At 61.0% G+C, this 23,599-nt stretch carries 23 protein-coding genes; 10 read left to right on the top strand and 13 right to left on the bottom strand.

Annotation, left to right across the window (positions count from 1 at the left end):
- The first annotated feature begins 156 nt into the window (after positions 1–156).
- Positions 157–702: a hypothetical protein gene (locus K0H47_RS15910; RefSeq protein ID WP_093198553.1), complete on the top strand. Its 546-nt coding sequence runs from the start codon at positions 157–159 to the stop codon at positions 700–702.
- A gap of 62 nt (positions 703–764) precedes the next feature.
- On the opposite strand, the gene K0H47_RS15905 is transcribed toward K0H47_RS15910, so the two are convergent.
- The 3 genes from K0H47_RS15905 to K0H47_RS15895 all read right to left on the bottom strand — a co-directional run bounded on the left by K0H47_RS15905 (position 765) and on the right by K0H47_RS15895 (position 2,356).
- A complete protein-coding gene (locus K0H47_RS15905; RefSeq protein WP_063031325.1) occupies positions 765–1,403 on the bottom strand; it encodes a hypothetical protein in 639 nt (212 codons plus the stop codon).
- A gap of 117 nt (positions 1,404–1,520) precedes the next feature.
- Positions 1,521–1,841, bottom strand: coding sequence for a multidrug efflux SMR transporter (locus tag K0H47_RS15900; RefSeq protein ID WP_063031327.1), 321 nt, complete (start codon positions 1,839–1,841; stop codon positions 1,521–1,523).
- Positions 1,842–1,909: 68 nt separating this feature from the next.
- On the bottom strand, positions 1,910–2,356 hold the full coding sequence (locus tag K0H47_RS15895) for a carboxymuconolactone decarboxylase family protein (protein WP_093210093.1): 447 nt from the start codon (positions 2,354–2,356) through the stop codon (positions 1,910–1,912).
- Between the two features lie 195 nt (positions 2,357–2,551).
- On the opposite strand from K0H47_RS15895, the gene K0H47_RS15890 reads away from it, so the two are divergent.
- The 3 genes from K0H47_RS15890 to K0H47_RS15880 all read left to right on the top strand — a co-directional run bounded on the left by K0H47_RS15890 (position 2,552) and on the right by K0H47_RS15880 (position 5,261).
- On the top strand, positions 2,552–3,154 hold the full coding sequence (locus K0H47_RS15890; protein ID WP_063031329.1) for an FMN-dependent NADH-azoreductase: 603 nt from the start codon (positions 2,552–2,554) through the stop codon (positions 3,152–3,154).
- A 17-nt stretch (positions 3,155–3,171) separates the two neighbouring features.
- Positions 3,172–4,584 (top strand): PLP-dependent aminotransferase family protein, encoded by a 1,413-nt coding sequence (locus tag K0H47_RS15885; RefSeq protein ID WP_219273175.1) that lies wholly within the window; start codon positions 3,172–3,174, stop codon positions 4,582–4,584.
- 83 nt (positions 4,585–4,667) lie between these two features.
- Entirely contained in the window at positions 4,668–5,261 is a 594-nt protein-coding gene (locus K0H47_RS15880; protein WP_093198563.1) for a TIGR00730 family Rossman fold protein, read from the top strand.
- A gap of 55 nt (positions 5,262–5,316) precedes the next feature.
- Here the strand turns inward: K0H47_RS15880 and K0H47_RS15875 are convergent, their stop codons facing one another.
- The 5 genes from K0H47_RS15875 to K0H47_RS15855 form a co-directional block, all read right to left on the bottom strand.
- Positions 5,317–7,806: a TonB-dependent siderophore receptor gene (locus K0H47_RS15875; RefSeq protein ID WP_218263424.1), complete on the bottom strand. Its 2,490-nt coding sequence runs from the start codon at positions 7,804–7,806 to the stop codon at positions 5,317–5,319.
- Between the two features lie 89 nt (positions 7,807–7,895).
- Positions 7,896–8,840 carry a FecR family protein gene (locus K0H47_RS15870; RefSeq protein WP_219273174.1) on the bottom strand — a complete coding sequence of 315 codons (945 nt, stop codon included), beginning with the start codon at positions 8,838–8,840 and terminating at the stop codon, positions 7,896–7,898.
- On the bottom strand, positions 8,837–9,382 hold the full coding sequence (locus tag K0H47_RS15865; RefSeq protein WP_063031339.1) for a sigma-70 family RNA polymerase sigma factor: 546 nt from the start codon (positions 9,380–9,382) through the stop codon (positions 8,837–8,839). Before K0H47_RS15865 ends, K0H47_RS15870 begins: the two co-directional genes overlap by 4 nt.
- 257 nt (positions 9,383–9,639) lie before the next feature.
- Positions 9,640–10,485: a DNA/RNA non-specific endonuclease gene (locus K0H47_RS15860; RefSeq protein ID WP_219273172.1), complete on the bottom strand. Its 846-nt coding sequence runs from the start codon at positions 10,483–10,485 to the stop codon at positions 9,640–9,642.
- A 423-nt stretch (positions 10,486–10,908) separates the two neighbouring features.
- On the bottom strand, positions 10,909–13,056 hold the full coding sequence (locus K0H47_RS15855) for a TonB-dependent receptor domain-containing protein (RefSeq protein WP_219273171.1): 2,148 nt from the start codon (positions 13,054–13,056) through the stop codon (positions 10,909–10,911).
- A 217-nt stretch (positions 13,057–13,273) separates the two neighbouring features.
- Here K0H47_RS15855 and K0H47_RS15850 point away from each other — a divergent pair, with 217 nt between their 5' ends.
- From K0H47_RS15850 to K0H47_RS31310, 3 genes are read left to right on the top strand one after another with little or no spacing between them, the layout of a single operon-like run.
- Complete coding sequence (locus K0H47_RS15850) at positions 13,274–13,432, top strand: hypothetical protein (RefSeq protein ID WP_177026301.1); 159 nt, start codon at positions 13,274–13,276, stop codon at positions 13,430–13,432.
- Positions 13,433–13,436: 4 nt separating this feature from the next.
- Positions 13,437–14,075: a helix-turn-helix domain-containing protein gene (locus K0H47_RS15845; RefSeq protein WP_017477116.1), complete on the top strand. Its 639-nt coding sequence runs from the start codon at positions 13,437–13,439 to the stop codon at positions 14,073–14,075.
- A gap of 60 nt (positions 14,076–14,135) precedes the next feature.
- The gene (locus K0H47_RS31310) at positions 14,136–14,657 is read left to right on the top strand and encodes a hypothetical protein (protein WP_177026302.1); all 522 of its coding nucleotides are present in this window, start codon (positions 14,136–14,138) and stop codon (positions 14,655–14,657) included.
- Between the two features lie 262 nt (positions 14,658–14,919).
- Here the strand turns inward: K0H47_RS31310 and K0H47_RS15835 are convergent, their stop codons facing one another.
- Entirely contained in the window at positions 14,920–16,248 is a 1,329-nt protein-coding gene (locus K0H47_RS15835) for an LLM class flavin-dependent oxidoreductase (RefSeq protein ID WP_093198585.1), read from the bottom strand.
- A gap of 74 nt (positions 16,249–16,322) precedes the next feature.
- Entirely contained in the window at positions 16,323–16,847 is a 525-nt protein-coding gene (locus tag K0H47_RS15830) for a MarR family winged helix-turn-helix transcriptional regulator (protein WP_177026303.1), read from the bottom strand.
- Positions 16,848–16,967: 120 nt separating this feature from the next.
- Here K0H47_RS15830 and K0H47_RS15825 point away from each other — a divergent pair, with 120 nt between their 5' ends.
- Positions 16,968–17,768 (top strand): SDR family oxidoreductase, encoded by an 801-nt coding sequence (locus K0H47_RS15825; protein ID WP_219273169.1) that lies wholly within the window; start codon positions 16,968–16,970, stop codon positions 17,766–17,768.
- A gap of 14 nt (positions 17,769–17,782) precedes the next feature.
- Here K0H47_RS15825 and K0H47_RS15820 read toward each other — a convergent pair whose 3' ends face one another.
- Together K0H47_RS15820 and K0H47_RS15815 are read right to left on the bottom strand one after the other, a co-directional pair.
- Complete coding sequence (locus tag K0H47_RS15820) at positions 17,783–18,037, bottom strand: hypothetical protein (RefSeq protein WP_017477111.1); 255 nt, start codon at positions 18,035–18,037, stop codon at positions 17,783–17,785.
- Positions 18,038–18,123: 86 nt separating this feature from the next.
- The gene (locus tag K0H47_RS15815) at positions 18,124–18,429 is read right to left on the bottom strand and encodes a putative quinol monooxygenase (protein WP_177026306.1); all 306 of its coding nucleotides are present in this window, start codon (positions 18,427–18,429) and stop codon (positions 18,124–18,126) included.
- A 152-nt stretch (positions 18,430–18,581) separates the two neighbouring features.
- On the opposite strand from K0H47_RS15815, the gene K0H47_RS15810 reads away from it, so the two are divergent.
- Positions 18,582–20,297: an amidase gene (locus K0H47_RS15810; protein WP_219273168.1), complete on the top strand. Its 1,716-nt coding sequence runs from the start codon at positions 18,582–18,584 to the stop codon at positions 20,295–20,297.
- Here the strand turns inward: K0H47_RS15810 and K0H47_RS15805 are convergent.
- Positions 20,288–20,563 carry a hypothetical protein gene (locus K0H47_RS15805; protein WP_017477108.1) on the bottom strand — a complete coding sequence of 92 codons (276 nt, stop codon included), beginning with the start codon at positions 20,561–20,563 and terminating at the stop codon, positions 20,288–20,290. The two genes, K0H47_RS15810 and K0H47_RS15805, sit on opposite strands and share 10 nt — an antisense overlap.
- 262 nt (positions 20,564–20,825) lie before the next feature.
- Between K0H47_RS15805 and K0H47_RS15800 the strand changes: the two genes are divergently transcribed.
- Positions 20,826–23,480 (top strand): LuxR C-terminal-related transcriptional regulator, encoded by a 2,655-nt coding sequence (locus K0H47_RS15800; RefSeq protein WP_374106759.1) that lies wholly within the window; start codon positions 20,826–20,828, stop codon positions 23,478–23,480.
- The last annotated feature ends 119 nt before the right edge of the window (positions 23,481–23,599 follow it).

Below are 23,599 nucleotides of genomic sequence, written 5' to 3'. Positions count from 1 at the left end.
AAGGGGCCAGCAAATTGCCTTCTTGATGATTTTTCCGACAGGTACCAGAGGCAAAAAGCTACGCATCCCCTAAGGCCTTTTGCCACTATTTGTTGCCGACCTGCCAGCGTCTGACGATAATCGCCGCGCTCTCCCACACTCACGCAAGGAAACGCCGTGAAAAAGCTTCTACTGTTGACCCCATTACTCGCGCTGCTGTTGCAAGGTTGCGGCGTCACCATGACGCAATACGAGCCGAACTTCGACAACGTCCAGGTCCTCAAGCGCGCAGCGCCGCTGCAACCCGTCAGCAATGCCCAGGTGACGGCTGCGTCGGGCGAAGGCTCGTTGTCCGTACGTGCCAACCCGATCCGCTCGCCCAGTGGCAGCATCCCGGCGCATATCCAGGCTGCGATCACCCAAGAACTGCAACTCGCAGGCCTGCTGAACCCGCAAGCGGAACGTCATCTACAAGTGCTGGTGGTGAAGAATTCGCTGTCGGCAGGCATGGGCTCCGGCAACGGCACGCTGGCCGCGCGGTTTACCCTGCTCAAGGGCAATGACGTGGTGTACGACGCGACCAAGGAAGTGAATCACACCTGGTCCAGTTCGTTCTTCGGGTTCATTGCGATCCCGAACGCCGCCAACGCCTACAACCCGATGGTGCGGGATTTGCTCAAGTCGTTGTACAGCGACCCGCTGTTCATCAAGGCGCTTAAGTAAGGCCCAGGCTGCGAGGGCGGGTCGCCCTGCCCTCGCAGCTGTTTCAAACCTTCAGTTACGTGTCACGCCCGTGGCACGCCGGCATCCAGTGCCGAATACTTCAGGTTATTGCCGTCGACCATTTGCTTGAGCAGGGCATTGACCTGACGGGTGAAGGTATCGGTCACCGCCTCTTTCGGCGTGTTGGCCATCAACGGGATAAACCAGATGCCCATCCAGGTATTGATCGAGTCGTGGTTGGTGCCGGTGCTCAGCGCCTGGCCTTGCGGGTCCACCGACTCCAGCTTCATGGTGTATTGATCAGTGCCCAGCGCCGGGATGATGGTGAAGGTAAAGCCGCTGATAAAGGCCAGTGCCAGTTGGCCGCCACCCGGTGGATGGTTGTAGACCTTCAGGCGCAGGCTGTAATCGCCGGGCTGTTTCTGGAACTCATCCAGGGTCACACGACCAAACAGGCCGGAGTCGGTCAGGACTTTCTGCAGCTGTGGCTTGAGCATGTCCCGCGCTTGTGGGAATTCCGTAGCGGCGGCGTTTGTCGGCTCGCCCTGGTAGAACTTGAAGTCTACGTAGACGTTCGGTTTGTTGGCGTAGCTGGCCTTCGATGGCAGCGTGACAGGTGCGACTTCGTCCTTCGTGAAGCTGGCGCAGCCGCCCATCGACAACGTGATCAGGGCCAACCCCAGCATTTTTCCAATGTGCATTACGACTTCCTTAGTGAATGGAGCGTCTCCATGGCCGGAGTTGCTGGGGGCGGATGATAAAGAGTGAGCAACAATGTTAAAAGGCCATCTCCGAGAAATACCCGCTCGCAGGCAGCACTAGTTGGCGGAGACCAGTTTCAGGCCGATCACGCCGGCCAGGATCAGTACGATGCACAGCACTCGTAACGGTGCGGTGGAATCGCCCAGCAACACCATGCCGAGGATTGCGGTGCCCGCTGCGCCGATTCCGGTCCACACTGCGTAGGCGCTGCCCACCGGCAGCGTGCGCAACGCCGTCGACAGCAGGATGACGCTGGAGACGCCGGTCACGACGGTGAGCAATCCGGGGGTGAATCGGGTGAAGCCATCCGAAGCCTTCATCGCGAACGCGAAAGCGATTTCAAGAATGCCGGCCAAGCCGAGCAGTAGCCATGCCATGGGGTGAACCCTCAGGAAATACAGTGGGTGTGTGGCGAGGAGACCCGCCACAACGAATCCGCGTTGGCTTATGCCTTGGCGGCCGCCGCCGGCGTGGTGCGGAAGGTGATGCCCAGGCGGTTGAAGGCATTCATCAGTGCGATGCCGTAGGTGAGATCGGCCAGTTCCTTGTCACTGAACTCGCCGGTCGCTGCCGCGTAGTCAGCGTCCGAAACATCACTGGCGGTCACTGCTTCAGCAAACGCCAGTGCCACGCGCTCACGCTGGGTGAAGACCGCGCCAGCGTCATGCCATACGGGCACCAGCACCAGCTTGCCCACGGCCAGGCCTTGCTTGAGCAAGTCCCGCGAGTGCATATCGATGCAAAAGGCGCAGCCGTTGATTTGCGAAACCCGCAGGTAGACCAGGTCGATCAGTTCCTTGGACAGGCCGCTGTTCTGCAGGTAGACGTAAACCCCGCCGAACGCCTTGTAACCTTCAGGGGAAGCTTTGGAGTAGTCGAGACGCGTTGTCATGGTGAAGTCCTGTAGCGGTTGGATGAAGCCGCCATCTTGCGACGCCATGGCCTACCCCAAAAGATCCATGATCTGGCTTGAACACCAGACCATGAATGCGCGGACATGGCCTACTCTGAATCTTGATTCTTGGCTCTTTGGCCTGGGTCATGAGGTTCGTAGACTGAAGGCCATCCATCCAGGAAGCAGCGCACCATGAATATCCTCCATGTCAGTGCCAGCCCTCGCGGGCCAGCGTCAGAAAGCAACGCCCTCTCCCTCAAGATCATTGAATGCCTGCGCCAGCGGAACCCGGCCGCCGAGGTGATCCAGCGCGGCATCGCCGGGAACGCCCTGGCACCGTTGGACGAGCCTTATGCGACGTCCCAGCAGTCCCTCATGGATGTCTCGTCCGAAGGTTCGATGGCCCAGTCCGAGCGGCTTGTGCGGGAATTGGAGATGGCCGACATTGTGGTGATCGCCACCCCCATGCATAACTACTCGGTACCCGCAGCCCTCAAGCTATGGCTTGATCATATTGCGCGGGTACGCCGCACCTTCGATATCTCGGCCCAGGGCAAGATCGGCCTGTTGCAGGACCGCCCGGTGTTTGTCGCCATCGCCTCGGGCGGACGGTTTTCCGGGGAGCGTGCGCATCAGCCGGATTTCCTGACGCCGTACCTGAAAACCCTACTCGGCATGATCGGCCTGCATGACGTGACCTTCTTCACCGTTGAAGGCACCGCTTCACGCCCGGAGGCACTGGCCCAGACGCGCCGCCAGACCGACCAGGCGCTGCACGACTATTTCGCCACCTGAACAGGACCCGCCGCCGGATGAGCACCTCGATCAAGGCCTTTTCACCGCTGGACGCCGGCGCTGCCGAGCCGATTTACCGGCAACTTTACTGGCGCTTCCGCAGCGCGATTGCCGAAGGTTTGCTCAAACCGGGGGAACGCATACCCGCAGCCCGGGCCCTGGCCAAGGAACTTGGGCTGGCCAGAGGCACCATCGACACAACGTACTCGCTGCTGGCGGCCGAAGGTTATATCCAGGCCCGTGGCCAGGCCGGCACCGTGGTGGCGGAAGGGATCAAGTCCAGCCTGCCGGAACGCCCCATGACGGCCAGCGACCACAATGCCGTCCGGCACAAGGCCGCCGTGTTGCCGTTTCAAATGGGCCTGCCGGCGCTGGATGCGTTCCCGCGCAAGATCTGGTCGAAAATCGCCGCCCGTTGCGTGCGGGCCACCCAGGTCGCCGACATGGCCAACCCCTGCGTGTTCGGCCTGCACTCGCTGCGCACGGCGATTGCCAGCTACTTGCAGGTTGCCCGGGGTATTCACTGCTCGCCGGCACAAGTCTTCGTCACCTCGGGCTACCGCAACACGCTGGGGCTGATCGCCCACGCACTGCTGGAACCGGGCGATCGGGTGCTGGTGGAGGACCCGGGCTACCTGTTCACCCGGCCATTGCTGGATTACCTGAATATCAAGGCCATACCGGTACCCGTGGATCAGGACGGCATGCAGGTGTCCCGAGCCGTGCAACAGGGCAAAGGCGCCCGCGCCGTGGTGGTCACGCCGGCCCATCAAAGCCCGCTGTGTGTCTCGCTGTCCTTGCCCAGGCGCCTGGAACTGCTGGATTGGGCGAGCCGCCAGCAGGCCTGGATCGTCGAGGACGACTATGACGGCGAATACCGTTACGTCAGCCGCCCACTGCCGGCCCTCAAGAGTCTGGACCGCGTCGGCCGGGTGCTCTATGCCGGGACTTTCAGCAAAGTGTTGTTTCCCGGCATCCGCCTCGCATATCTGGTGGTGCCTGCGGCTCAAGTGGCACGCTTCGAACACGTCAGCCAGACCTTCCTCGGTGGTTGCCCGGAACTGACCCAGGCGATCGTCGCGACGTTTATGGCCGAAGGGCATTTTGCGCGGCATATCCAACGCATGCGCAAACTCTACGGCGAGCGTCGGGAAGCCACGGCCAGGGGCCTGCGCAAAGCGCTGGGCGAGCGTATTTCGATTGATGCCCAACCGGGCGGGATGCATTTGATCCTGCGACTCAACGCGCACCAGTCCGACCGCCTGTGCGTGGAGCGACTGGCACAGGCCGGCATTTATGCCGAAGCCTTGAGCGACTGGAATATTCAGGGCCAGACCGGCCCCGGCCTGCTGCTGGGCTTTGCCAATATCGAATCGGAGACCGTCGCCGAGGTCCTTGGAAAACGCATCCTGGAGGCACTCATGGCCTGATCCGCAAGCCGGTTCTTGGCTCTTTCGCCCTCAAGACGGGGCCGCCATGCTGGACGGCTTGTACTCACCAGCCTGGAATCTCCATGCCCACTCCCCTGCGCAGCCTTGCGGTTTTCTGCGGTACCAATTTCGGCTTCAACCCGCAGTACGCGGAAGGCGCCCAGGCCCTGGGCCGGGAAATCGCCCGGCGCGGCATTCGCCTGGTCTACGGCGGCACCCACAAAGGCTTGATGGGCGTGATGGCGGATGCGGTGTTGGCGGAAGGTGGCGAGGTCGTCGGCATCATCACCCGGCTGCTGCATGAGCGCGGCCACTCCCACGCCGGGCTCACCCATCATGAAGTGACCCACGACATGCGCAGCCGCAAGACACGTATGAGCGACTGCGCCGACGCGTTCATTGCCTTGCCCGGCGGGCTGGGAACACTGGAAGAATTGTTTGAAGCAGCCACGCTGACCCAGGTAGGCGAACACCAAAAGGGCGTGGCGTGCCTGAATACGGAGGGGTTCTTCAACCCGGTGCGCGCCCTGTTGGATCACACCGTGAAGGAAGGCTTCATGAAGGTCGAGCACAGCCAGATGCTGATCTTCAACGAAGACCCCGGCGCCCTGATTGATGCCCTGGAGCAGTGGCAGGCGCCGGTGGTTTCCAAACTGATTGGGCCGATGGCGAACTAACTGTTTTTGGCCTTGGCGATGCTGCTCCCGAATCCTTTCGCCAAGGCTTTTTTATTTACCACTGATACGTCGCGCTGGCCTGCACGGTGCGCTGTGAGCCATACCAGCACCACGAGTAGGAATAGCAGGACGCGACGTACTCTTTATTCGCCAGGTTGGTAGCGTTCACCGCCAGGCGCAGGTTGTCACCCTGGCGATTAATATGCGGGATGTCGTAGTGCACCGCTGCATCGAACAAGGTGTAGCCCGGTACCTTCAAGGTGTTGGCGGTATCGCCCCATGACGAACCGACATACCGCGCACCGGCCCCCACACCGAAGCCCTTCAACGTGCCGTCATGCAGGGTGTAATCCGCCCAGGCCGATGCGGTATGACGCGGTACGGCATAGGTGGTAGTGCCTTCGGCAGCCACGGCCGGGCCGACGCCGATGTCACTGATGGGCGCATAGCGCACGGTGTTGTTGGACTTGCTGATGCGGTTATCCAGGTAGGCATAGGCCGCCGTGATATCCAGGTTGTCGTTCAGGCTGGCCTTGCCTTCGAGTTCAAACCCTCGGGATTGCACTTCACCGTCCTGGATCTGGCAGCGCGAGCCGTTGCACAGGTGGGAAGCGTCCGGGTCCAGTGTCGGCACGTTGGTCTGGCGCAGGTCGAAGATGGCCGCCGTGATGAAGCTGTTGCTGCCCGGCGGCTGGTACTTGATGCCGATTTCGGTCTGCTTGCCTTCAGTCGGTTGGAACGTTGAGCCGCCATAGCCCGTGCCGGATTGCGGCTGGAAAGATTCCGAGTAGCTGACATACGGCGCCAAGCCATTATCGAACAGATAGACCAGGCCCAGGCGGCCGGTGAAGGCTTTGCTGTCCTGGCTGGATTTGGTCTTCTTCTGGGTCGTCATGGCCAGGGTGCTGTTGTCGGTGCTGGCCCAGTCATAACGCCCGCCCATCAACAGCACCCATTTGTCCCACTTCATCTGCTCTTGCAAGTACACGCCGGTTTGCTCGCTGCGCGAGGTGGCGTCGCTGGTGTAGGCCGGTACCGGCACGGCCGCGCCGTAGACCGGGTCGAAAATATCCAGCGTAGGCCCTGCCGTGTACACGCCACTGCCCGACTTGGTATCGGTGCTGGTGTTCTGGTAGTCGGCGCCCATCAGCACGGTGTGCTGCAGCGGGCCGGTGTCGAATTTGGCCTGCAACTGGTTGTCGAGGGCATAGGCGTCGATGTTCACGTCGCTGGCGATGGTCGAGCGGCGGATGGTGCGGTAATCGCTCTCCAGGTAGTTGCTGTAGAGGCTGCGGTATTGCCCTTCGCTGCGCAGATAGCGGGCATTCTGACGCACGGTCCAGACATCGTTGAAGTGATGCTCGAAGGCGTAGCCGATGGAGTAATACTCGCGGTCACTCTTCTCGAAGCTTTTCTCGCCGTCGTAGAAATCCACGTCGATCTTGCGCCCGGTTGGGCTGTGCAGCACCGAGCCCCAAGCCGGCATTGAACCGTAGGACGCGCCTTTGGGATCCTTCTGGAAATGCCCAAGCAAGGTCAGCGACGTGTTGTCGTCCGGGCTCCAGGTGAAGGCGGTGGACAGGGATTGGCGACGGGTTTCGGTGTGGTCGATCTGGCCGTCGGCATCGTCAAACAGGCCGGCGACACGGTAGGAATACACGCCTTGATCGTCCAGCGGGCCGCTCAAGTCAAAGGTGGTGCGCTTCTTGTTGAAGGTGCCGTACTCGACGCCGACTTCATGGAACGGCGTATCCAGCGGGCGCTTGCTGACCATGTTGATCACGCCGCTGGGGGTGCCCTGCCCGTACAGCACCGACGCCGGCCCACGCAGCACTTCGACGCGCTCCAGGTCGAAGGCGTCTTTTTGCGGCAAGGCATCCCGGCTCGAGGGCATGCGCAGGCCATCGAGGTAGGTCGCCGGGGCAAAGCCACGGATGGTCAACTGATCGAGGCGCGAGGCGGTGGAGCCACGGGTTTCCGGGATCACGGCGGCGCTGTAGCGCAGGATCTGGTTGAGGCTCTCGGCGTTCTGCGCGCGCATCTGGTCTTTGGTGACCACGGATATCGACTGCGGGGTTTCGATCAGCGCGGTGTCGGTCTTGGTGCCCGACAGGCTGCGGGTGGCCACGTAACCCGACACCGGGCCGGTGGGACTTTCCAACTGATACGCACCGCTGATGGTGGTGGCCTGCAGCTCCATGGCGCCGTCGGTGTGCGGGATGGCTTCGAGGCGGTAGCGGTCGTCGGCAATCTTCAGGGCTTGCAAGCCGCTGCCAGCCAACAATTGGGCCAGGGCGGCGTCGGTGCTGTACTGCCCGTTCAGGCCATTGCTGCGTTTGCCGCGGGTCAGGCTCGAATCAAAGGCCAATACCAGGCCCGCCTGTTCGGCGAGGCTGTTGAGGGCCTGGCTCAGGTCACCGGCCGGAATGTAAAACGCGGCGCTTTCAGCCGCGAAGGACGCTTGAACGGTCAGCAGGGGTACGGCGGCAAAAGCCATCGCCACTGAAAGGGCCAGTGGCTGTAAGGGACGAGCAAGGCGCGACATGAGAAGTCCTGGGAAATGGGGGTTCTATTAGTCATGACGGCCATGTCGGAAAATCGGGTATGAATGAGAGCAGTTTTTATTCAGACTTTTTACCGAGGCTTGATCACCACCACCAAATCGGTGAAGTACTCCACCTTGATCGGCAGGTTATCCGCCAGTGAAGCCAGGGCCGCGCGGGTGTCGTCGAGCTTGAATACTCCCGACACGCGCATCCCTTGCAGTGCCTGCGGATCAAAGCGCACCAGCCCGTGGCGGTAACCAGCGAGGGTTTGCAGCACCTCGCTCAGGGGTTGGTCGTCGACCTTGAGCAGGCCACGGGTCCAGTCGTCCGGGTCGGCATTGCCGATGGGTTGCGGGTCGCTGGCGTGTCCGTCCTTGAGTGTGGACTTCTGCCCTGCCGGCACTTTCACGTCGCCTGCACTATCGCCTTTGACGGCCACGGTAGACTCGATCACGGTGACTACGGTCGAGCCGTTCTCGGCCTTGCGCACCAGGAACCGCGTGCCCAACGCCGTGGCCGTGCCCTGGTCGGTATGCACCACGAACGGCCGTTGCGCGTCCTTGGCCACCTCGACCCACATCTCGCCCTGCAACAGTTCGATCACCCGTTGGTGGCCGTCGAACTTCACGTCCAGGGCAGAGTTGCTGTTGAGCTGCACCTGGCTGCCGTCGGTCAGTGCCACCTGACGCCGTTCGCCAACGCTGGTGCGTTGGTCGGCCATCCATACCGGCAGCCGCTCAATCCCGGCCCAACCGCACAGCAATACACCCAACAGCGCAACGGCCTGGGTACCACGGGCGGCAAACCTTGGTTTTTGCGGGGCAAACGCGCGGTTCAGGGCAAGGCGCGCCGGAGCGGCGGGCAATGCGTCGAGGCTGCCCCATAGGCTGCGCATCCGTTCGATTGCGACAGCATGCCGTGGGTCGGCCTGGCACCAAGCATCGAATGCGGCACGGTCGGCTTCAGTCACGTGATCGTCGTGCAACAACGTCAGCCAACGGGCGGCTTCACTGATGATCTGCTCGGAACTCACGACAGCGGGTCCGCCCCGTGCAGGGTGTGATAGCAGTGCACCAGCGCGCTGGAGATGTAGTTCTTCACGGTGCTGGGTGACACCTGAAGTTGTGCGGCGATTTCGCTGTAGGTCAGCCCGTCGAGGCGGCTGAGCAGAAAGGCTTCGCGGGCCTTGGCGGGCAAGCCGGTGAGCATGTCGGCGATTCGTTCCAGGGCCTGGAGTGCCACATGAATTGCCGCCGGATCCGGCATACCGGCGTCCTCGCTCTGAATCGCCAGGGCTTCCATGTAGGCCTTCTCGATCCGCCGCCGACGCGCGCCATCAATCATCAAGCGCCCCGCCGTCGTTGCCAGGAAAGCCCGGGGTTCCTTGATGGTGTGGGGTTCGGCCAGCAGCAGGATGCGGATAAACGCGTCGTGGGCCAGGTCGGCGGCATGTTGTGAGCAGCCGAGTTTCTTGCGCAGCCAACCGTGCAACCAGGAATGGTGGTCGCTGTAGAGGGCGGTGAGGGTCTGCTGGCGACGGGCTGTATCAGCCTTGGCTACAGGAAAGTCATGCATGCGCAAAAATTTCTCAAACAAGAAAGATTACCAATTGCGCAAACGATGACAGTAAAACGGAGGGGGAGCAAGGGGCTCGCCGATCGAAGCCGTCACGGTGATGGGTGGTTAACGGGATGCAGGTAGAGGGCAACTACCTTTTAACTGAAGTATTAACACTGCACTTAGTTAGAAACAGCAAAAGTCGACAGGCACTTGCGTACCTGCCAACTTAATGGACGCATGACAATTAATGACGAACGTCTAAAGTGCGACGGTTACTTGCAGCCAATCCTCTGCGGAAGTTGCCCTTGCTTCGACTTAAGTGCAGTTTGTACCGCTTGGGGCAACTCATTCCAGAATGTCAGCCCGGAACGCTGTTCAATCTGTTCGACCGTCGCGCGGTAATCACAGAAGTTCGCACCCTTAGTAGTTTCCTGATTCATGATGAACGAGGCATAAAGACCGTCTTGCGGCGACTTGCCCACGGAAACAATCTTCCAGTAGCCGCTGGGAATCGTGTGGACCTTGTTGGTCCCCGGCAAGGTGCCGATAAATTTCTCATACAGCGGGCCAGTCATCACATACACCTCATCCACCGCCGCGTCCTGGCTCAGGTTGCGCTCCTGATCCTCCAGGCGTGCCCAAGGGCCCTGGTTCAAATCGGACTTTTGCGGGGTGATGTTGGACAGGTAATTGAGGGTCTGCCAATCGGAGACGCCCGCCATCGACGCCAGGTTCGCCTGGTGTCCACGGTCGACCTTGAGCGCCACGTTGGCACCGTTATAGTCAACAGGGTCAAGGGTTTCACCCGCCGGAATCGCCGGGTCCGTCTGCCAGTTACGCGGGCGCCCGCTGGCCGGTGTGGACTTGGTGATCCGGTAAGCCACCCAGTTGGCGAACTTGGTCGACGCATTGTTATTGAGGCTGTAGGCCTGGCGATTCAACGTCAGCGGCCCACCGCCCGAAGGGCAGCCCTGGGAACAATTATCGACCGTGACGGCCTGTTCGAGCGGCGCCTGGACGGCGCGCTCCGGTGAACGTGAAGGCTGGGTGCTGATACAGCCTGCCATCAGCGGCACCCACAACAATGCCAGGTATTTGAACGGTGCTTTCCTTTGCATGGTAGTACTCCATTTACAGCAGATTAATTAAGTTTAAGGCGATAAAACAGGCGCAACGGGTCCCGACAGTGCAAAAGCCACTTCGTGATGAGATGACTACGCTATCAAGTTGATTGCTGACAGTTGGATAACTGTATTTGCGCGTAACGCGACATTCCATGTGCGTACACACTTAATTACCCACGCCAGTGGCGCAAGCAACTAACTGCTCATGAAAAATCATCTTTCGGTTGAGCAGGCTTTATCTTATACACGTAATTGTTACAAAAAAACCAGCGTTAAAAACAAAAAAATCAGCCCGTAAACCCGATCCAATGTGGGAGCCGGGCTTGCCCGCGATGCACGCGACTCGGTGTTTCAGTTACACCGAGGTGATGCTATCGCAGGCAAGCCAGCTCCCACAGTTGATCTTTGCTTGGCTGATTAACGCCAGCTCCAGGAAACCCCGGTGTACACGCCCATGCCATCTCCCGGCGTGGACCGCGCTACGTCCAGCCCCTTGTCGTCATAACCCGGCGTGACCGTATTGGCGTAGCGCTGGTTGGTCAGGTTGCGCAGGTCGACCCAGGCTTGCCAGTCGTGCTTCGGCGCGTCATACCCGACCGTCGCGCCGAGCAGCGTGTAGGCCGCCGCGTAGTAGGAATTGGCGTAGTCCACTGCCACCCGCGATGAGTGCTCGCCATTGAGGCTGGTGTAGAAACCGCTGGGATGGCTGTAGCGCAATTGCGCCTGATAGTAGTGCTTGGGAATGCCGGGCAAGGTGTTGTCGCCGAAGCGGTCGTCGTTGCGGTAGTGGAAGTCGCTGTAGGTGTAGGCCTGGCGCAAGGCGAGTTGGCCGGTGCGGCCGCCATCCCACAGCGGGCTGATCAGGCTCAGTTCCACGCCTTGGTGCACCGTGGGGCTGGCGTTGGATTCGGCGATGATTGCAGAGGTGGTGGAGGTCGCGGCTTGGGTTTCGACGCTGAGCAGTTCGTGGCGCACCTCGGAACGGTACAGCGCCAGGTCCCACTGGCCGAACCATTCTTCACCGCGGCCGCCGATTTCCAGGGTGGTTGCAGTCTGGTTTTTCAGCTTCACGCCTTCACGTTGCAGCCCGGCAGCCGGGCCACTGCCCTTAGGGAAATACTTGTTGGAACCCCAGATCATCGACCATGCATGGGGCGGCTCAACCGAGCGGCTCAGGTTGCCATACACCTGCAGTTGCGGGCTGAAGTCATAACGCAAGCCAACCCGTGGCGCGTAATCCCAATCGTGCTGGCTGACCGGTGTGTGGGTTTCCGGATAGCTGACTTCGGTTTCACGGCGGGTGTAGATCGCCGCCAACCCGGTGGTCAGCCAAAGGTCCGGCACCAACTCCAGGTCGTTGCCGATATGCAGCACGCTGTCGGAACCCAGGTAGCTGTAGTCGCGGGTCTTGGTACCGGGCGCGTAGCCCGTCGTATTGCCGGTCGGGATCCGCACGAATTCCGAGCCGCCGTTGTTAGGCATCGCCTGAGTCGTGCGCAAACCGATAGTGGTCTTGCTGTCGAGCCCGAACAACGTGTCCTGGCGGATGTAGTTCAGAGTGCCGCTGACGTCGGTGTAGGCGACCTTGAGACGGTTGGTGCCTTCACGCAGGTCCATCGGATAGTCGTGATACGCCAGCCCGACCTCGACCCGGGCGCTGTCGTCCAGGCGCAGGGTGGTTTTGTTGGCGATCCAGGTCGAGCCCGGTTGCAGGCGCTTGGAGTCGCGCGTCACGTTGAGGCTGGCGGCGGCGCGTGGGTCGTGGCTGATCTGGTCGCGGGTCAGCTTGCCGGGGGAATCGTTATCGGTTTCGCGGTAGCGGAAGTAGAAGCGGGTTTCCAGGTCGGGGTTGAAGCGGTAGCCGAAGTTGGCCGCCATGCCTTTGCCGCTGCCGGCGCTGTGGTTCTGGAAACCATCGTAGTGCGAGTCGGTGAGGCTGATGTAGTAGTCGGCATCCCCCAGCACCTGCCCCGAGCTGATTTCCCGTTGGGCGTAGCCATGGCTGCCGGCTTCGTAGCGCACTTGCAATTTTGGGGCGTCGTAGCCGGTGTGGGTGACGTAGTTGACCGCACCACCGAGGGCCAATGCGCCCTGGTCAAAACCATTGGCGCCGCGCAGCACTTCAACCCGGCTGAGCCACAACGGGTCCTTGAGTTCGTAGGGCGTGCCGCCCGGGCCGGTCAGCGGCAGGCCGTCGAAGGTTTCGTACAGGCCGGACGCATGGGCGCCGGGGCCCCGGTTGATGCCCGAGCCACGGATGGAAAGCTTCACCCCTTCGTTGTTCGCGGCCTTGGCGTACACGCCGGCCTGGTACTTGAACACGTCCTCGTTGGTGCTCATCCGCCCTTGCTCGACGCTGCCCATGTCGATGTAGTTGGTGGCGCCGGGAACGCTCTTGAGCTGGATCTGGGCCAGTTCATCGGCGCTGAGTTCAGCGCTGCTGACTTCGACGGGAGCCAGTTGCAGCGTGTCGTCGGCCTGGGTGACAGGGCTGAAGCTCAGGGCGGCGCCAAAGCCCAGCAAGGGCCAGGCTTTTCGTGCGGGGAACGGAAACGCGGGGGGCATGGGGGGTAAATCCTTGGAATTCGTTTTTGCGACGGGCTCGGTCCGGCACAAGGTCTGTGGTGGGAAGCCTGTGAAGCCCGACGGGTCACCACTGATGGACGTACAGGCCCCAATCGGCGTTAAGTCCGAAATCGAATTACCAAATGCAAACTCAGTATTTATGGAAATAAGCGCCACGGATTACTGTAGGGCCATTGAGTCCCCAGAGATTTACGTCATGCAAACATCCGCCACCGTCATCGATTTCACCCTCCACCGCAAACGCCGCCAGGCTCGCGCAGCGGCTGAACTGATGTGGGCGATGTACGCGGCACGGGCCGGGGTCGCGGTGTTTACCGCACAAGTCACCACCTCCAGCGATACCCGCCGGGCGTGAGGCAATGAATTTCCTGCACGCGCTTCCCGAAGTGCCCGACCTCCCCTCCAAACCCAAAGACTGCAACAGCGGCGACGATGACGCCATCGGCCAGTGCGTCGCGCAGAACCTGCAACGCCTGCGCAGTAAACGCTACCTGTCGCTGGACGCCCTGGCGCGCAATTGCGGCGTGAGCCGGGCGATGCTGGCGCAGATTGAATCCGGGCGCAGCGTGCCGTCGATCAAAGTGCTGTGCAAGATTGCCAAAGGCTTGAAAGTCTCGGTGGCCGCCTTCCTGGAAAACCGTGCGTTCGAAGGGGTTGAACTGCTGCCGGCACAACAGAGCAAACGCTTGGTGAGTGCCGACGGCAGTTTCATCAGCCGTGCGCTGTTTCCCTACGATATGGCACGCCAGTCGGAGTTCTACGAGATACGCCTGAAGGCACTCGGCGAAGAAGTTTCTGAAGGTCACGGGCCGGGGATTCAAGAAAATCTGGTTGTGGCCCAGGGCGTGCTGGAAGTCAGCGTCAACGACGAACGCTACCTGCTGTCCACCGGTGATTCGATCCTGTTCTACGCCGACCAGCCCCACCGCTATCGAAACCCGGCGGACAGTGAGGCGGTGGCGTTCCTGGTAATCACCTACCCGGAACGCCTGGACTGAAACGCAAAAAGCCCCGGCACTCGCCGGGGCTTTCTGGTTTCACGCCAAACGAATCAGCAGGTGCAGCACATCATCGGCATGCCGTTGCAGCTCATCATCATCGGCATGGCGCAGTCGTTCATCATCTTCATCATCAGCATGCAGCAGTTGTTCATCATGTCCATGCTCATGCCTGGCATCGGCATCATGGTGCAGGTCATGCAGTCGGCTTCCATCTTGCATTCCATGACGCACTTCATCATCGGCATGGGCATGCCCATCGGCATCATCATCGGCATGTTCAGGGTGGACATGCTGTTCATCATCGCCATGCCGTCTTTCGACATGCACATCATCGACATGTTGGCGCACTGCATCATCATCGGCATGCCGCAGTTCATCATCATCGCCATCATTTCGGCGTTGTTCTTGAACATCGCCATGTCCATGCCGGCGGCCGGCTTCATGGTGCACATCATGGCCTCGTCGGTCATCGTGCAGGTCATGGTGGCCATCATCATCGGCATGCCCATCATCGGCATCATTGGCATCGCGTTGTTCATTGGCATCTGCATGGCGTTCATCATGTTCGAAACTCCGTAATCGACAGGAAATGAGTAAGTTCTGGGGCCGATTCTAGAGATGCGGCGCAACGGCGCAAGGCGCTGGCCCAGCAGCAGAAATAGACGTTGCATGGGGGTTTATCGGAGCGAGACAGCCGATAACTCCGTGATGACAGCGTTAATGAAGCGATCACGCCGACCCGCTCCGTTATCAGGGCCGAACCGGCGTGATGGATATGCGATTGGGGAATGGGCTCCAATCAGAAGGAAATAAACGATCTAACCACGCTGAAAATACCCGCTCATTCGGCGAAGAAGCGGTTCGCCGGACGCGGCAGTCCGAGGTTTTCCCGCAGGGTAGAGCCTTCGTACTCCCGCCGGAAAATCCCGCGTCCCTGTAACTCGGGCACCACCTTGGCGACAAAATCATCAAGCCCGCCGGGCAGCCACGGGAACATGATGTTGAAGCCATCGCTGCCCTCTTCTTCCAGCCACTGCTGCATCTCATCGGCAATGCTGCGGGCCGTGCCGACAAACGACAAGCCCGCATACCCGCCAAGGCGTTGGGCCAATTGGCGCACCGTCAACTGCTCGCGGTCAGCCAGCGCCAGTACTCGTTCGCGGGAGCTTTGGCTGGCGTTGGTTTGGGGAATCGCCGGGAGGTATTGGTCGGGATCAAACTTGGTCGCGTCGGTACCCAGCGCTATCGACAGCGAGGCAATCGCGCTTTCGTAATGCACCAGGCTGTCGAGGTGCGCACGAATCCGCCGCGCGTCTTCCCGCGTATCGCCGACCACCACAAACGCCCCGGGCAGAATCTTCAGGTGGTCGGGATGCCGCCCCACCGCCAGCATCCGGCGCTTGATATCCCCATAGAACTTGCGCCCTTCTTCCAGGGTGCCCGGCGCGACAAAAATCACCTCGGCGGTTTCCGCCGCCAATTGCCGGCCTGGCTCCGAGGCACCGGCCTGCACGATCACCGGCCAGCCCTGCACTGGCCGCGCAATGTGCAGCGGGCCGCGCACGTTGAGGTAGCGACCGTGATGGTTGAGGGTGTGCAGTTTGTCCGGGTCGAAGTACACGCCGCTGTCGGCATCGCGGATGAAGGCATCATCGGCCCAACTGTCCCAGAGCCCGGTCACCACATCGTAGAACTCCCGCGCACGGGCGTAACGCTCGTCGTGAGCGTAGGCCTGTTCCAGGCCGAAATTCTGCGCGGCATCCGGGTTGGCGGTGGTGACGATATTCCAACCCGCGCGACCATTGCTCAAGTGATCCAGGGACGCAAAGCGACGGGCAATGTGGAACGGTTCGTCGTAGGTGGTCGAGGCCGTGGCCACCAGGCCGATGTGCTCGGTGGCCTGGCTGAGGGCCGACAACAAGGTGAACGGTTCGAATGACGTGGCGGTGTGGCTGCGTTTCAACGCGTCGATGGGCATGTTGAGCAAGGCCAGGTGGTCGGCCATGAAGAAGGCATCGAAACGTGCCTTCTCCAGGGTTTGGGCAAAAGCCTTGAGGTGCGTGAAGTTGAAGTTGGCGTCACGGTAAGCGCCGGGATAGCGCCAGGCGCCGGTGTGAATGCTGACCGGGCGCATGAACGCGCCCAGTTTCAGTTGGCGTGGAGTGGTCATGGAAAGCCCCTGATCGAGAGGGGCTCAGCATCGGATGCGCGAACGGCGTCTGTCTAATAACGAAAGGATCTGGCTTATGCCTGCGCGGACTGGCTGTTGTAGTCCGCCAAAAACGCGTCGGAGGCGATATGGTCTGCCATGCCGCGCAACTGCGCGGCCGAATCATGCCCCAGCACCTCCTCCACCCGGTTGTTGGCAGACGCCCAGAACACCAGCGCCTCATTGAACAGCGCTTCGCCCTTGGGCGTGAGCACACAGCGTTTGGTGCGCTTGTCCAGGGCGTCCGGACGTAGCTCGACGATCCCGTCGCGCACCAGCGGCTTCATGGCGTGGGTCAGCGCCGACATCAGGATCGCCAGGCGTCCGGCCAGCTCCTGCAACGTCGGCCCCGCCTGCTCGTCAACCGCAGACAGCCGGGTGATTTCACCCAGCAAGCCGACCTGTGTGGCCTTCAGGCCAATCGGTGCCAGTGCTTCGTCATACAGTTGGCCCAGTCGCCTGGCGGCACGGCGCAGTGCGTTGTTGGTGCACGCCACATCGCCGAGCAGACTCAAAAGGTCGGCGCGATCATCAGGCTTGTCAGTCTTCTCAATGGGCATTTTCAGCTCCTCCATGCCCCTAGAATGATTGAGTACTAAACCATTGACAAGGACAAACGCCAAGCCTATAACTTGAGCCCTCAACAATATTGGTTGAGTACTCATCTATTGGAGCCGTTCATGTCGACCCCCGCTTCCACAAAAATTGCCCTCATCACTGGCGCGTCTTCCGGTATTGGCGCTGTGTATGCCGACCGATTGGCGGCTCGCGGCTACGATTTGATCCTGGGCGCCCGTCGTGAAGACCGCCTCAAAGCCCTGGCGGCGAAGATCACTCAAGCCCACGGGCGCCAGGTCCAGACCCTCGGCGCCGACCTGGTTAACCCCGCCGACCTCGCCCGTGTCGAAAGCCTGCTCGCCAGCAACCCGGCAATCCACGTGCTGGTGAATAACGCCGGCCTGGCCCGCCTGCACCCGCTGGCTCAATCCTCGGTCGAAGATTCCACGACCCAGATCGCCCTGAACATCACCGCCCTCACCCGCCTGACCCACGCGGCGCTGCCGGGCATGCTCGTGCGCAATGAGGGTGTGATCATCAACGTGGCGTCAGTGTTGAGCGTGCATTCGCTGCCGGTCAGTTCCGTGTACAGCGGCACCAAAAGCTATGTCCTGGCGTTCAGCCGTGGCCTGCAAGCGGAACTGGCGGAAACCGGGGTGAAGGTGCAGATTGTGTTGCCGGGGTCTACCGCTACCGAGATCTGGGACGCCTCAGGCATTCCGCTTTCGGCACTGCAACAGGAGTCGGTCATGACCACCGAAAACCTGGTGGACGCGGCACTGGCCGGGCTGGATCAGGGCGAGACGATCACCTGGCCATCGGTGGCCGATGGTTCGTTGTGGGACACCTATGACGTGGCGCGTGGTGCGTTGTTTGCGGCAACGCAGACGGGTAAGCCGGCGCCCCGGTATGGGATTGTCTGAGGCGCCCGTTGGTTTTATTGAATACCGATGGAAAAACGCCGCACAGTCTGCTCCTCGCGGGGCAGGCTGATGTCGCCTTCGTAGGTGCACTCGCGGCCGGTGCAGCTGTTTTCCACGGTCACGGGCGCAACGCTTTTGACCGGGAAACGCGGCTTCGGCTCAGCCTGCGGCGTGAGGGGTACAGCGCTGAGGATCGGTGCCTCGTAGGTCAGGTCCAGGTTGGACGCGTGGGCCGGGGTGGCCAGAACGGCGAGCAGTGCGCTCGCCATGACAGTCCTTGTAAACAACATCGAAATCTTTCCGGGCAGCAAAAAATGAAGGGCCAATGATAAACCCTAGAGCCGCCGGGTTGAAGTCAACGTACCTGGACCGGCGGCTCCAGCACCAATACGTTGGAGGGGCCCGCACGGAATGTCGGGTTGTGCTTGGCGGCTTCCAGCATGTGAGGAGCGGCGTGGTGATCCTTAAGCGCCGCCTTTGAAGCCCACGTCTCGATCAACACAAAACTGTCGCTTTTACCCTCAACAGGATGCAGGTCGTACTGGATGCAACCCGCTTCAGCCCGCACCAGCGGCGCCAGTCTGGCAAACGCGGCCAACTGGTCCGCACCCCGCCCAGGCTGGGTATTAATGATGACGACAAGCCGCACTTCATCGGACATAAACCGCACCGTTATCGATAAGGAAATTGAGGGGCCACAGTAAGGGATGCCATTCTCTGGCGCTATGAAAAATCTATCAGTAAGCTACTTTCACTGAATGGATTGAGTCAGCACTCAACCCCTCCCCCTTTTCTGCACCCGGCGATAACCACGTGATCGAAGTAACCGAAGTTTCCATTGCCCAACTGCGCGCTGCGCTCGAGTCCGGCCAGACCACGGCAGTTGAGTTGGTAGAGGCCTACCTCGCCAGGATCGACGCCTACGACGCCCCCAACACCGCCACTGCCCTCAACGCCGTGGTGGTGCGCAACCCTCAAGCACTGGAGGAAGCGCGCGCTTGCGATGCACGTCGGGCCAGCGGCAAAACCCTGGGCCCGCTCGACGGCATTCCCTATACCGCCAAAGACAGCTACCTGGTCAAGGGCCTCACCGCCGCCTCCGGCAGCCCGGCTTTCGCGAACCTGATTGCCTACCGCGACGCGTTCACCATTGAGCGGCTACGCGCCACCGGCGCCATTTGCCTGGGCAAGACCAACATGCCGCCCATGGCCAATGGTGGTATGCAGCGCGGTGTATATGGCCGGGCCGAGAGCCCGTACAACGCCGACTACCTGACCGCGCCGTTCGCGTCGGGCTCCTCCAACGGCGCCGGCACGGCCACTGCGGCGAGTTTCGCGGCATTTGGCCTGGCGGAAGAGACCTGGTCCAGCGGGCGCGGCCCGGCCTCCAACAATGGCCTGTGTGCCTACACCCCGTCCCGTGGCGTGATCTCGGTACGCGGCAACTGGCCGCTGACCCCGACCATGGACGTGGTCGTGCCCTACGCCCGGACCATGGCCGACCTGCTTGAAGTGCTCGACGTCGTGGTCGCAGAAGACCCCGACACGCGCGGCGACCTGTGGCGGATGCAACCCTGGGTGCCGATCCCCAGCGTCGCCTCGGTACGCCCGCAGTCCTACGCAGACCTGGCCGCGACCGGCGATGCACTCGCCGGCAAACGCTTCGGCGTGCCACGCATGTACATCAACGCCGACCCTGAGGCAGGCACCAGCAACGAGCCGGGAATCGGCGGCCCTACTGGCCAGCAAATCAAAACCTGCGCCTCGGTGATTGAGCTCTGGGAAGCCGCGCGCATGGCACTCGAAGCGGCCGGTGCAGAAGTGGTCGAGGTGGATTTCCCGCTGGTTTCCAATTGCGAAGGCGATCGCCCGGGCGCGCCGAAAGTGTTTACCCGAGGCCTGGTGTCGAAAGAATTCCTCCACGACGAATTGTGGGAACTGTCGGCCTGGGCGTTCGATGATTTCCTGCGCGCCAACAACGACCCTGCGTTGAACCGCCTTGCCGATGTCGACGGCCCGAACATCTTCCCCCACGACCCCGGCACCCTGCCCAACCGCGAAGACGACCTGGCCGCCGGCATGGACGAATACGTGCGCATGGCCGAGCGCGGTATCACGCCGTGGGACAAGATCAGCACCGTGCCCGATGGCCTACGCGGCCTGGAACAAACTCGGCGCATCGACCTTGAAGACTGGATGGATAAGCTGGGGCTGGATGCGGTGATTTTCCCGACCGTCGCCGACGTAGGCCCGGCGGATGCGGATGTGAATCCCGCGTCGGCGGATATCGCGTGGAGCAACGGTGTATGGGTGGCCAACGGTAACCTCGCCATCCGCCATTTGGGCGTGCCGACAGTGACGGTGCCCATGGGTATCATGGCGGACATCGGCATGCCGGTGGGGCTGACCTTTGCCGGACGGGCTTATGACGACTCGGCGTTGCTGCGATTGGCGTCGGCGTATGAGTCGACAGGGAGCAAGCGTCTGGTACCGCCGCGTACGCCGGTGTTGGTGGTTCGTCAGGCCTGATCGGTTTCGCTGCTGATTTTGCGCATCAACCGATCGGCTTCCGACCCGGGTTCAAATCGAAAGCCGTTCATCTCATCGAGGAGCAGGCAGTCGCTGATGGCCTCCCACAGCTGCGCCTGGGTCGGCTTGTTGCGCAGCAGAATGTACGAAAGCAAAAGTCGCTCGATGGGAACGCCTCGATTGGAGGCGGTTTCAATGATTGCCAGCAGGATAAAGCGCAGTCGAACTTCCCGCTCCGTGGGCCATACCGTTTTTCGCTTACCCAATGCCGGGCCTCAGTGTCAGGAAAAACGTGAGGCTATGGCCGCGGGGGGTGGTGTTTCAAGCACTGCATGGGGAGAAAGCCCTGCTCCTACGGAAAACAGGGAAAGGGCTTACGAAATCTCACAGGGCCTCAGTGGCACTGTCTCCTGTCACAGCAGCAACCTGCCGCATAATCTAAACATTCCGTTACTCATCATCTCAACGTTACTTTCCTATTACTGATAAAGCGTTCAGACACACCCCATCGACACGAGCCTTCCTGCCGTGACTCATGACCCTTCCCGTAACTCCCAGTACACCTGGCGTTGGATCGGCAAACTGACACCGCCGCTGACGTTACTCACCTCAACGCCCCGGCAAGACTTGTTGGCGTCATTAAAGACGAGGATTGATGGGCCATTGATTCTCCTTGTGGCTCCCCCTGGATACGGCAAAACAACACTGTTGATGCAGTGGCGACAGGAACTACTGCGCACCTCTCCACAGGCAATCGTTGCCTGGCTATCGCTGGATGAAGCAGACGCAGAACCCAACCGTTTCCTGGCCTATCTGATTCTGGCGCTTGACCACGCAGGCCTTGATCTCGGGCACCTGCCACGGCTGGCAGAAGCTCAATCCCTGGATGCGCAACCACAACGCACCATCAGTGCCTTGCTTCATGGCATGGCGCGGGAGAACCGCTCCATCACCCTACTGCTCGATGACTACCACACAGCCGCCAACGAGCACCTCGATACCCTTGTGCAAGCATTGCTGGAACAAGCTGCCCCCTGGCTGCATTGGGTTGTGGCCAGCCGTACTCGTCCCCAATGGCCCTTGGCGCGCTGGAAAACCATGGGCTGGGTGCACGAGGTGACCGCTCGCGAATTGACACTTTCAGCGAGCGAAACCAACGCGATCCTGGGGCCCGATCTCTCATCGTCAGACCTGCATCATCTACATGAAACAACCGAAGGCTGGCCCGTGGCTGTGCAACTGGCTCGGCTGTGGCGAGCCAGTGGAGACGGCTCGCTGTACCACCTGAACGAGTTTTCCGGGCACGTCACCGATATCGCCGCCTATCTGACGGAACAAGTCGTGGGACGCTTGCCACCAGCGTGTCAATCCTTCCTGATGGATACCGCATTGCTGGAGCGTTTCAACGCGGGGTTCGCTGATGCGATACGCGAGCGCACCGACAGCACTCAGTTGCTTGCACAATTAAGCCACCTTGACGCCCTGTTGGTCCCGCTGGACGCCAAGCGTCAGTGGTTCCGCTACCACCGTCTGCTGCGGGACTTCCTGAGCAAGCGGTGTGACACCAAAAATGCCCAGCGCATTCACCGCGCTGCGGCCCAATGGTTGGCACAAGAAAAGGACTGGATCCAGGCGGTGTCACATGCGTTACGTGCCAGCGACACGGCGCTGGCGGTGAATATGGTGGTGCGCGCAGGGGGATGGGAGTCTGTACTGAGGCATGGGATCCGCTATGCACAAAGCCTGTTGCAGCAGTTCGATGAGCCAACACGGCGCAGCGAGCCTGACCTTTTGCTGCTCCAAGCGTACCTGCACGCCAAGCTTGGAGACCATAGGTTAGCCACTCAACTGCTACAGCTGGCGCAAGGCGTCATCCAGGACGACAGGCGCCTGAAGCGAGACTTCCAGGTCATTCAAACGTTGGCCAACGCCTACGTCGATCGCTTTGCAGAAAACCATGCAAGTCCGTTCGACCCAGTACAGTTGCAGGGCGAAGAAGTCCTGGCCCAGGCAACCCTTGCCTGTGTAGAGGCCCTGAGCGCCATGACTCGCGGAGAACTGCCCCTTGCGCTGCAAACCATCCGCACAGCCCACATCAAGATGCGCCTGGTCGACATTCCGCGCGGTGAAAATTACTGCCGTATTCATGAGGCGCAAGTACTTTCCTTGATGGGCAACATTACCCAGTCGAGTCGCATGGTCGACGAGGCGCTGGCCATTTCAGGCGATCAGTTTGGCCGTGAAAGCTCAGTCAACGCGCTAGTCGGCTGCCTTAAGGCGCAACACTGTTACTGGCAAGGTGCATGGTCCGAGGCAACAACCTGGTGGCGGGACGGCTGGGCATCCCTCGAACAGACGGATGGCTGGTTGGATATCGCCGCCACAACAGCCGAAATCGCGTGGCGCACCACGCTGCGCGGTCAAGGCATGCAGGTGGCGCTGCGAGAACTGGAACAGGTGGCACAGTTGGCGGACACCCGTGAATGGCTGCGGCTGACACGATTGGTCAACGCATGGCGGGTCGATTTGCTGGTGCAGTGCGGCTCCCTGGTAAAGGCTCGCGAGGAGGCATTGCAAGCCGACCTTGAACGTATTGCAGGTGACCGCGATGACTGGCGTACCCATGAAGCAGCCACCTTGGCACTGGCCCGCCTGCAACTGGCCTCGGGACGTTCCGCCGCCGCGCTGACCCGCTTGCATCAAGAAGGCAAAGTGCTGCAAGACAAAGGTTTGTGCCTCCCTGCGTGGCGCCTGCAACTGCTGGCGTTAGTCGCCTATGGCAAAGGCCAGTCAACGCTGGAAACCAACGATCTGACACCGATCCTGGCATCGATACCTCAGCAGATCTTGCCGGGCCTGCTGCTGGAAGTGGGTCCAAGTCTGCTGCCGGCGCTGGAAGCCTGCCCTGAAATACTCCCTGGTCAGGCAGCCATCCTTACGCGGCTGCGAGGCTGGCGGGCACACCCGGTGCGCGCCCGCATGCCATTCAGCGCCAAGGAGACACAGATCCTCACCTTGCTCGTCAGCGGCCAGCCAAACAAGACGATCGCGCAAGCGTTGAACATCTCTGAAAACACCGTGAAATTTCATCTTAAACACATCTTCGCCAAGCTGTCGGTAGACAATCGCACGGCCGCCATCAGTGCAGCGTTGCGCCTCGGTGTTCTTGATTCCTCTCTCTGAGCCCACCCGCCTACCCATCCGGGTAGGCGCTGTGGAAATCGCGCCATGAACTACCCGTGCCGCAGGTAGTAACCCCCGCTCACCGCCCTCTAGCATCCGTCTAAACAGCGAGAGCCCCA

The organism is Pseudomonas sp. Xaverov 83, assembly GCF_019352905.1.
Taxonomy (GTDB): Bacteria; Pseudomonadota; Gammaproteobacteria; order Pseudomonadales; family Pseudomonadaceae; genus Aquipseudomonas; species Aquipseudomonas yamanorum.
This window is presented reverse-complemented; position numbering and strand designations above follow the sequence as displayed.